At 76.4% G+C, this 8,440-nt stretch carries 7 protein-coding genes and 1 pseudogene; 4 read left to right on the top strand and 4 right to left on the bottom strand.

Going from position 1 to position 8,440, the window contains the following annotated elements; translation table 11 throughout:
• The coding region (locus ACFXPX_RS42715; protein ID WP_380645004.1) for a DEAD/DEAH box helicase at window positions 1-1,837 on the bottom strand (1,837 nt) is incomplete at its 3' end.
• A 699-nt stretch (window positions 1,838-2,536) separates the two neighbouring features.
• On the opposite strand from ACFXPX_RS42715, the gene ACFXPX_RS42710 reads away from it, so the two are divergent.
• Complete coding sequence (locus ACFXPX_RS42710) at window positions 2,537-3,265, top strand: ferritin-like fold-containing protein (RefSeq protein WP_375884817.1); 729 nt, start codon at window positions 2,537-2,539, stop codon at window positions 3,263-3,265.
• 42 nt (window positions 3,266-3,307) lie between these two features.
• Here ACFXPX_RS42710 and ACFXPX_RS42705 read toward each other — a convergent pair whose 3' ends face one another.
• The 3 genes from ACFXPX_RS42705 to ACFXPX_RS42695 all read right to left on the bottom strand — a co-directional run bounded on the left by ACFXPX_RS42705 (window position 3,308) and on the right by ACFXPX_RS42695 (window position 4,828).
• Window positions 3,308-3,634, bottom strand: coding sequence for a hypothetical protein (locus ACFXPX_RS42705; RefSeq protein ID WP_380645003.1), 327 nt, complete (start codon window positions 3,632-3,634; stop codon window positions 3,308-3,310).
• Between the two features lie 173 nt (window positions 3,635-3,807).
• The gene (locus ACFXPX_RS42700) at window positions 3,808-4,035 is read right to left on the bottom strand and encodes a DUF3107 domain-containing protein (protein WP_375884820.1); all 228 of its coding nucleotides are present in this window, start codon (window positions 4,033-4,035) and stop codon (window positions 3,808-3,810) included.
• A gap of 133 nt (window positions 4,036-4,168) precedes the next feature.
• Window positions 4,169-4,828, bottom strand: coding sequence for a TetR/AcrR family transcriptional regulator (locus ACFXPX_RS42695; RefSeq protein WP_375884822.1), 660 nt, complete (start codon window positions 4,826-4,828; stop codon window positions 4,169-4,171).
• A 256-nt stretch (window positions 4,829-5,084) separates the two neighbouring features.
• Here ACFXPX_RS42695 and ACFXPX_RS42690 point away from each other — a divergent pair, with 256 nt between their 5' ends.
• The 3 genes and pseudogenes from ACFXPX_RS42690 to ACFXPX_RS42680 all read left to right on the top strand — a co-directional run.
• Window positions 5,085-5,987: an alpha/beta fold hydrolase gene (locus tag ACFXPX_RS42690; RefSeq protein WP_380409704.1), complete on the top strand. Its 903-nt coding sequence runs from the start codon at window positions 5,085-5,087 to the stop codon at window positions 5,985-5,987.
• A gap of 364 nt (window positions 5,988-6,351) precedes the next feature.
• A complete protein-coding gene (locus ACFXPX_RS42685; protein WP_380594599.1) occupies window positions 6,352-8,148 on the top strand; it encodes a DUF3492 domain-containing protein in 1,797 nt (598 codons plus the stop codon).
• Window positions 8,148-8,440, top strand: a pseudogene (locus ACFXPX_RS42680) (hypothetical protein); the annotation flags it as partial. The gene ACFXPX_RS42685 and the pseudogene ACFXPX_RS42680, both read left to right, overlap by 1 nt.

The raw sequence follows: 8,440 nt of genomic DNA, 5'->3' as shown, positions 1-8,440 counted from the left end.
CGGCCTTGGGCTTGCGGGTCCGGGTGCGGGCCGGCTTCTTCTCCGCCGGGGCCTCGGCCGGAGCCTCGGCGACGGCGGCGGCCTCGACGGTCTCCGCGACCTCGGCGACCTCGGCCTTGGGCTTGCGGGTCCGGGTGCGGGCCGGCTTCTTCTCCGCCGGGGCCTCGGCCGGAGCCTCGGCGACGGCGGCGGCCTCCACGACCTCGACGGCCTCGGCCACCTCGGCCGCCTCGGCCTTGGGCTTGCGGGTCCGGGTCCGGCGCGGCTTCTCCTCGGCCACCGGGGCCTCCGGGGCCACCGGCTCGGCCGCGACCACGGCGGCCTCGACCACCGCGGCCGCCTCGGCGACGACCTCGGCGGCGGCCACCGGGGTGACCTCGCCCGAGGCGGCGCCACCGCGCGAACGGCGGCGGCGACGGCGCGGCGCGGTCTCGCCCTCGGCACCCTCGACGGCCGGAGCCGCCTCGGTCACCGCCGCGGCGACGGCCGCCTCGCCCTCGCCGAGCTCCGAACCGCGGCGGGTGCGGCGGCGCTCACGGGTGCGGCGCGGCTTCTCCTCCGCCGCCGGGGCCTCGACGGCCGGGCGGCCCGAGCCGGCCCGCCCGCCGCGGGCAGCGCCGCGACCGGGGCGGGCGCCGCGCCCGCCGGTCTCGCCGAGGTCCTCGATCTCCTCCGCGCCGAGCCCGGCCCGGGTGCGCTCCGAACGCGGCAGCACACCCTTGGTGCCCGGCGCGATCTTCAGCAGCTCGTACAGGTGCGGCGAGGTGGAGTAGGTCTCCTCCGGCTCGTTGAACGGCAGGTCCAGCGCCTTGTTGATCAGCTGCCAGCGCGGGATGTCGTCCCAGTCGACCAGGGTGACGGCCGTACCGGAGGCGCCGGCCCGGCCGGTGCGGCCGATCCGGTGCAGGTAGGTCTTCTCGTCGTCGGTGCACTGGTAGTTGATGACGTGGGTGACGCCCTCGACGTCGATGCCGCGGGCGGCCACGTCGGTGCAGACCAGCACGTCGACCTTGCCGTTGCGGAAGGCGCGCAGCGCCTGCTCGCGGGCGCCCTGGCCGAGGTCGCCGTGGACGGCGCCGGCCGCGAAGCCGCGCTGGGTCAACTGGTCGGAGACGTCGGCGGCGGTGCGCTTGGTGCGGCAGAAGATCATCGCCAGTCCGCGGCCGTCGGCCTGGAGGATGCGCGAGACCATCTCGACCTTGTCGAGCGAGTGGGCACGGAAGATGTGCTGCTCGATGTTGGCGACGGTGGCGCCGGTGTCGTCCGGGGCGGCGGCCCGGATGTGGGTCGGCTGGCTCATGTACCGGCGGGCGAGGTTGATGACCTGGCCCGGCATGGTGGCCGAGAACAGCAGGGTCTGCCGCTTGGCCGGCAGCATGGTGATGATCTTCTCGACGTCGGGCAGGAAGCCCAGGTCGAGCATCTCGTCGGCCTCGTCCAGGACCAGCGCGCGGACCTTGGACAGGTTCAGCTTCTTCTGGCCGGCCAGGTCCAGCAGTCGGCCCGGGGTGCCGACCACGATGTCGACGCCCTTGTTGAGCGCCTCGACCTGCGGCTCGTACGCCCGGCCGCCGTAGACCGCGAGCACGCGGACGTTGCGGACCTTGCCGGCGGTCTGCAGGTCGTTGGTGACCTGGGTGCAGAGCTCGCGGGTCGGGACGACGATCAGCGCCTGCGGGAAGTCCGAGAGCTGGTCCTCGGTGGCCCGGCCGGCGTCCACGTCGGCGCGCACCACGGCGCGCTCGATCAGCGGCAGGCCGAAGCCGAGGGTCTTGCCGGTGCCGGTCTTGGCCTGGCCGATGACGTCGTGGCCGGTCAGCGCGACCGGGAGGGTCATCTCCTGGATGGGGAAGGGGTGGACGATGCCGACGGACTCGAGGGCCTCGGCGGTCTCCGGGAGGATCCCCAGGTCCCGGAACGTCGTCTTGATGGGTTCAGCGGTGGTGGACAGGGTGCTGCCTCTTCCGTTTTCGGAGGGGCCGAGAGCGAGCGGCGGGCGGGCAGCCGCGCGGCTGTGTACGGGCCTGGCGGCCCCGAGTACAGCTGAGCGGACGCACTACCGCGCCGGTCCCTGCGGCCGGCCGGTGCGCGCGGCCCGTTGGCGGGGCGCGTCGCCGGCGGCGTCGGGGAGAGTTCCCGTGAGGGACCTGCGCGGGACCTCCGCCAGGTGGGCGTGGTCTCGGCGGCCCTCGCTCGGCCACTGATGCGGTGCCAAGGCTTGAAGTCCAAGCCATGGTCGGAGCCGATCGGCTCTCCGACCGGGCATCCGCGTACGTGAGTACCCGTGCCTCCGGTGCGGACACGTCCGGGGGACGCGCTGCCGCTACGGAGCGGGCTCGTGCGGGCCACCGAGACGGCGGTGGCACCGTGCGAGCACGACGGGGCTCCGTACCACCATACAGTCAGGCGACGACTCGAACACGTGATGCGTCTGACACCGACCCCGCCGACGGGGGCGCCGGGAGCCGATCCGGCAGGTCACCGGGGTGCGTCCGGTGGTGGGGCGCGGGCGGGGGCGGGACTAAGGTGGCGGGTCATGGAGACCCATGGTGAGACGCAGGACGGCGCGCCCGGCTCGATCGGCGACTGGGCCACGTGCTCGGCCGAACCGGGCTACCGCGCGGCGGTGCTCGACCTGCTCGGCGCGCTCGCGTACGGCGAGCTGAGCGCCTTCGAGCGGCTCGCCGAGGACGCCAAGCTGGCGCCCGGCCTCGCCGACAAGGCGGCCCTGGCCCGGATGGCCTCCGCCGAGTTCCAGCACTACCAGCGGCTGCACGACCGGCTCGCCGAGATCGGCGCCGACCCGCAGGAGGCGATGCGCCCCTTCGTCGAGCCGCTGGAGCTGTTCCACCGGATGACGGCGCCCTCGGACTGGCTGGAGGGCCTGGTCAAGGCCTACGTCGGCGACGCCATCGCCACCGACTTCTACCGCGAGGTGGCCGTCCGGCTGGACGACGACACCCGCGACCTGGTCCTCAGCGTCATGTCCGACACCGGCCACGGACAGTTCGCGGTCGACAAGGTCCGCCAGGCCATCGAGGCCGACCCGCGGGCCGGCGGCCGGCTCGCCCTGTGGGGCCGGCGGCTGATGGGCGAGGCGCTCAGCCAGGCCCAGCGGGTCGTCGCCGAGCGGGACGCGCTCTCCAACCTGCTGGTCGGCGGCGTCCAGGTGCAGGGCTTCGACCTGGTCGAGGTCGGCAAGATGTTCAACCGGATCACCGAGGCGCACACCCGGCGGATGGCCGCCCTCGGCCTGGCCTCGTAACGGGCCCCGTCACGGGCCCCGTCGTGCGCCCCGCCACGGGCCTCAGGCCGGCCGGTGCCGCCGCGGCGCGCGGTGGGCGCCGGCCCGGTGCGGGTGGTGCCGGTGCGCCGGGGCCCGCCCGGCGGCGAGGTCCGGCCGGGCCAGCAGCGAGGTGACCACCCCCGCGGCCAGTGCCGAGAACACCACCGCGGCCACCGGCAGGCGACCGTCCAGGCAGAAGTGCGCGACCACCCCGCCGAGCAGCGCCGAGGCCAGGGCCGTCCCCACCACCAGCGGGCGGGGGGCCCGGTAGTACCCCGGCAGGCCCAGCAGCGCGGCCGCGGCCGCGGCCAGGCCGACCAGCACGAAGACGAGCGATTCGACCAGCACGGCGGCCTCCCCGGGGGAACGGGCGTGCGGGGGCGGGGCGGCCCCGGTGGCCGGGGCCCGCCCGCCCGGCCCGGGGCCCCGAGCCGTACCCAGGCCGACCTGCCCGTACACGCGACGGTGCCCCGTTCCCTCGGGAGGGAACGGGGCACCGGACGGACCTGCTCGGCGGCGGCTCAGGTGGTGCCGAAGCCCACCTTGCGGGCCGCCGACTCGCCGATCTCCACGTACGCCAGGCGCTCGGCCGGGACGATGACGCGACGGCCGTGCTCATCGGTGAGCGAGAAGAGCTTGGTGGAGCCCTCCAGCGCCTTCGCGACCGCGCTCTCGACCTCATCGGCAGTCTGCGAGCTCTCGATCACGATTTCGCGCGGCGCGTTCTGCACGCCGATCTTGACCTCCACGGCTTCCGTCCCTCCGGTTCTGCAGTCTCCACGCGCGGCGACGGACCGCCTGGGACAAGCGATCACGGCGACCGCGCCGTACGGCTTCACCATAGAGCACCCGATCACCGCCCAGGCGAAGGTCAGCGGATCGTCACTGCTGGGCGGAGCCCTCCGGCGCGAGGTCGCCCGGGTGCATCGGGAAGCCCTTGAGCCCCCGCCACGCCAGGCTGGCGACCAGCCGCACCGCCTCGTCGCGCGGGATGTCCAGACCCTGCGACAGCCAGTACCGGGCGGTGATCTGGGCCAGGCCGCAGACCCCGGCCGCCAGCAGCTTGGACTCCGCCTCCGGCAGGTCGGTGTCCTCCTGGATCACCTGGCTGACCAGCGTCGCGCTCGCCTCGGAGGCCCGCTCCACCCGCTCGCGCACGGCCGGCTCGTTGGTCAGGTCCGACTCGAAGACCAGCCGGAACGCGCCGGACTCGCTGGAGACGTAGTTGAAGTACGCCTCCATCGTCGCGGCCACCCGCAGCTTGTTGTCGGTGGTGGTGCCCAGCGCGTCCCGGGTCGACTCGACCAGGGCGTCGCAGTGCTTGTCCAGCAGCGCCAGGTAGAGGTCCAGCTTCCCGGGGAAGTGCTGGTAGAGCACCGGCTTGCTCACCCCGGCGCGGTCGGCGATGTCGTCCATGGCGGCCGCGTGGTAACCCTGGGCGACGAACACCTCCTGGGCGGCACCGAGCAGTTGTTCACGGCGGGCGCTTCGCGGCAGGCGGGCACCGCGCGGGCGCTCCTGCGCCTCCTGGATGGCCGTCACGGCGCTCCTCACTTCGGGGTTCTTCGGGGCTGGCAAGAGGGCCGAGTCTACTTTTCGGTAACCGCGCCCGCCCCTGGCGAAGGCGAGAAAAGCAGTCCGGCCGCTTGTCAGGAGCCCACAATACGGCGCTGACCTCGGCGTCGGCAGTGGTGCGACGAGGGATGGGGCGGGCGAGGGGACGGGCGGACGGGACGGGGGCCGGGAAGGCCGGACCACCCCCGCCGCCCCCGACCGGCCCTCACTACCATCGTCCACCATGAGCAGCGCTGAGCAGCAGGTACGTACGGTCGAGGTCCCCGGCGCGGTGCTCGCGGTGCACCGGCCCGCCGGAGCGGGCGGCACCGACGGCCGCGAGCCCGGACTCTTCGTGCACGGCCTGGGCGGCTCGGCCGGCAACTGGAGCGCGCTGATGGACCGGCTCTCCGGCCTCGTCGACGGCGAGGCCCTCGACCTGCCCGGCTTCGGCCGCTCCGGCCCGCCCGCCGACGGCAACCTCAGCCTCTCCGGCCACGTCCGCGCCGTCATCGGCTACCTGGAGGCCGCCGGCCGCGGCCCCGTCCACCTCTTCGGCAACTCGCTCGGCGGCGCCGTCTCCGTCCGGCTCGCCGCGCTGCGCCCCGACCTGGTCCGCAGCCTCACCCTCGTCTCGCCCGCGCTGCCCGAACTGCCCCCGCAGCGCTCCGCCTGGCCCACCGGCCTGCTCGCCCTGCCCGGACTGCCCGCCCTGCTGCGCCGGCTGCCGGCCGGGCGGCGCGACGCCGAGGCGGCCACCGAGGACCTGCTGCGCCTGGTCTACGGCGACCCGGCCGGCCTGAGCCCCACCGCCCGCGCCGAGGCGGTGGCCGAGTACCGGCACCGGCTGGCGCAGCCGCACGCGATGCCGGCCCTGATCGGCTCGGCCCGCGGCATCGTCTCCGCCTACACCGAGCGCGGCGACCAGGCGCTGTGGCGGCAGGCCGAGCAGGTCGCGGCGCCGGTGCTGCTGGTGTACGGGCTGCGCGACAGGCTGGTCGCCTACCGCTCCGCCCGGCGGGCCTGCGCGGCCTTCGCCGACGCCCGGCTGCTGGTGCTGCCCGAGTCCGGGCACGTGGCGATGATGGAGCACCCCGACGCGGTCGCCCGGGCCGTGCGCGAGCTGATCGCGGACACCGCCCGCTGAGCGGCGGGCGGGGCCGGAGCGGCACCGGAGCGGTACCGCCCCGGCGCCGGAGCGGCGTATAGCGCCCGCTAACGGCCCGGTCCCGGGCGAGGTCACGGCAGTTCACTCGTTCAGGTGGCAGCCAGGCATGTGACCGATGGATCGCCCCGGGCCGGTCCTACCTTTCTGCTGCCGGACCGAACAGGTGTGGGGGAGGACCGCTGACGCCGGAGCACGCGGCGCACGGCCCGAGCAAGCGTCCCGGCGTACGGCCCCGCGGCTCCCGTGGCCCCCGCCCAGGGGGCGTCCCAGGGGTGCGGGGGGCGGTCGGCCCTGACCGGGGCTGCCGTCACCGCCCCCGTCCCGAGGCAGAAGGAGGACTCCCGTGCGCGTCGCGCTGCTCACCGAGGGTGCCCGTCCGCATCCCGACCGTGGTGCCGGGGCCTGGTGCGAGCGGCTGGCCGAGGGCCTGCCGGAGCACGAGTTCGAGCGGTACCTGCTCACCGGCCCGGACGACCCCGGCGCCCGGCGCCCGCCCGCCCGGCCCGGCACCCACCACCTCGTGCTGTGGGGCCGCCGGCCGCGCGGCCGCGCCCCCGGGGCGCTGCGCAGACGCCAGTACGCCCGGGCGTACGAGGACCTGGTGCGGGCACTGGTGCTGCCCGGGGAGCGGGCCGGCTTCGGGGCCGGGCTGTACCGGCTGGCGGCGTCGGCCCGGGAGGACGAGGGCACCCTGCCCGCCTTCCTCGCCTCCGCCCACGCCCGCCGGGTGCTGGAGCGGACCTGGCGGCTGCCCGGCGCGGACACCTCGGCCGGACAGCCGCTGGTCCGCGACGTGCTGGTCGCCGCGGACCTGCTGGAGCAGTGCCTGCGCCCGCTCTCCGCGCCCTGGTACGGCACCGGGCCCGGCGGCCTCGGCGCCGTCGACCTGTGCCACGTGGTCGGCGGCGGCCCGGCCGCGCTCCCCGCCCTGGTCGCCCGGCAGCTGCACGGCGTGCCCTTCGTGGTCACCGAGCACGGCCTGCACCTGCGCGAGCAGTACCTGGGTTACCCGCCCCGAGCCGAAGGGCGCGCCGGTGCCGAAAGCGAGGAGCGACAAGCGAGGGACGAGCGCCGGAGCGACGACCGTCGGCACCGGGTCCGAGCGCCCGGAGGCGAGCGGGCGAGTCACGCGGCGCCGTACCGATGGCCGGTCCGGGCGCTGCTGCTGTCCTTCTTCCGGGCGCTCACCGAGGAGACCTACCGGCAGGCCGCGATACTCACCCCGGGCAGCGCCCACGACCAGCAGTGGCAGCGCCGCTGCGGGGCCGATCCGGCGCGCACCCGGGTCGTCCACGAGGGCACCCCGGCGGTGGACCGCCCGGCGGCCGGGCCCGAGCCCGAGCGGCCCACCCTGGTCTGGGCGGGCCCGCTGGAGCCGGGGCGGGACACCGAACTGGTGCTGCACGCCTTCGCCCGGGTCCGCGCCGAACTGCCGGCGGCCCGCCTGGTGCTGCACGGCGAGGAGGCCGCCCCCGGCTACCGGGCGCACTGCGCGGCCGTCGCCGAACGGCTCGGGGTGACCGCGGCGGTGGAGTTCGCCGGCCGGCCCGGCTCGCTCGCCGAGGCCTGGCAGGGCGGCACGGTGGCGGTCTTCTCCGCGCTCTCCCAGCGCAGCCCCCGGCTGCTCGTCGACGCCATGCTCAGCGGCCGCGCGGTGGTCTCCACCGACGTCGGGGTGGCCCGCGAGGTGGTCGGCCCGACCGGGCTGCTGGTGCCCGCCCGCGACCCCCGGGCCCTGGCCGGGGCCTGCCTGGCACTGCTGCGCGACGAGGAGCGGCGCTCCCGGCTCGGCCTGGCGGGGCGGCTGCGGGCGCAGGAACGCTTCGCCGTCGAGCCGGTGACCGGCGCCTTCCGGGAGATCTACCTGGAACTGGTCTCGCAGTACCCCGCCTTCCCCGAGGGCGGCGGGGCGGGCCACGGCGGCCGGGCACCGCGCCCGTTCGCGCGCCCCGCCGAGTACTGGCTCAACGACGGCCCGGCCGGCGGCCGCGACGAGGAGGCGGACGGGGCGCCCGCGCCGCGCCGCCGGGCCGGGCAGGCCGGGCAGCTCGCCGCCCTGGCGGTGCGCACGGTGCGCACCGACCCGACCCGCCCCGACCCGGCCCGCCCCGCCGGCCCCGCCCTCGCGGAGGCCGTCTGATGTCCGGCCCCGTGGCCAGCGCCGACCCGGTGCGCGAGCTGATGGCCGAGCACCGGGACCTGTGCGAGCGCGCCGTCGACCCGCTGGAGATCGCCGCCGGGCTGGAGGAGGCCGGGCTCGGCCCGGACGCCGCGGCGCGCTGCCGGCACGCCGACCTGTTCTCGCTGGCCGAGGAGCTGTACGCCCGGGTGCCCCGACGGCCGTCGCCGCCCGAGCCGCCCGAACCGCGCCGCTGCGCGGCCGCGGCCCGGGCGGCGCTGACCGCCGCCGCGCTGGCCGCGCCGCCCTGCGC

The sequence above is a fragment of the Kitasatospora sp. NPDC059146 genome (assembly GCF_042786665.1).
In the GTDB taxonomy this organism is placed as follows: domain Bacteria; phylum Actinomycetota; class Actinomycetes; order Streptomycetales; family Streptomycetaceae; genus Kitasatospora.
This window is presented reverse-complemented; position numbering and strand designations above follow the sequence as displayed.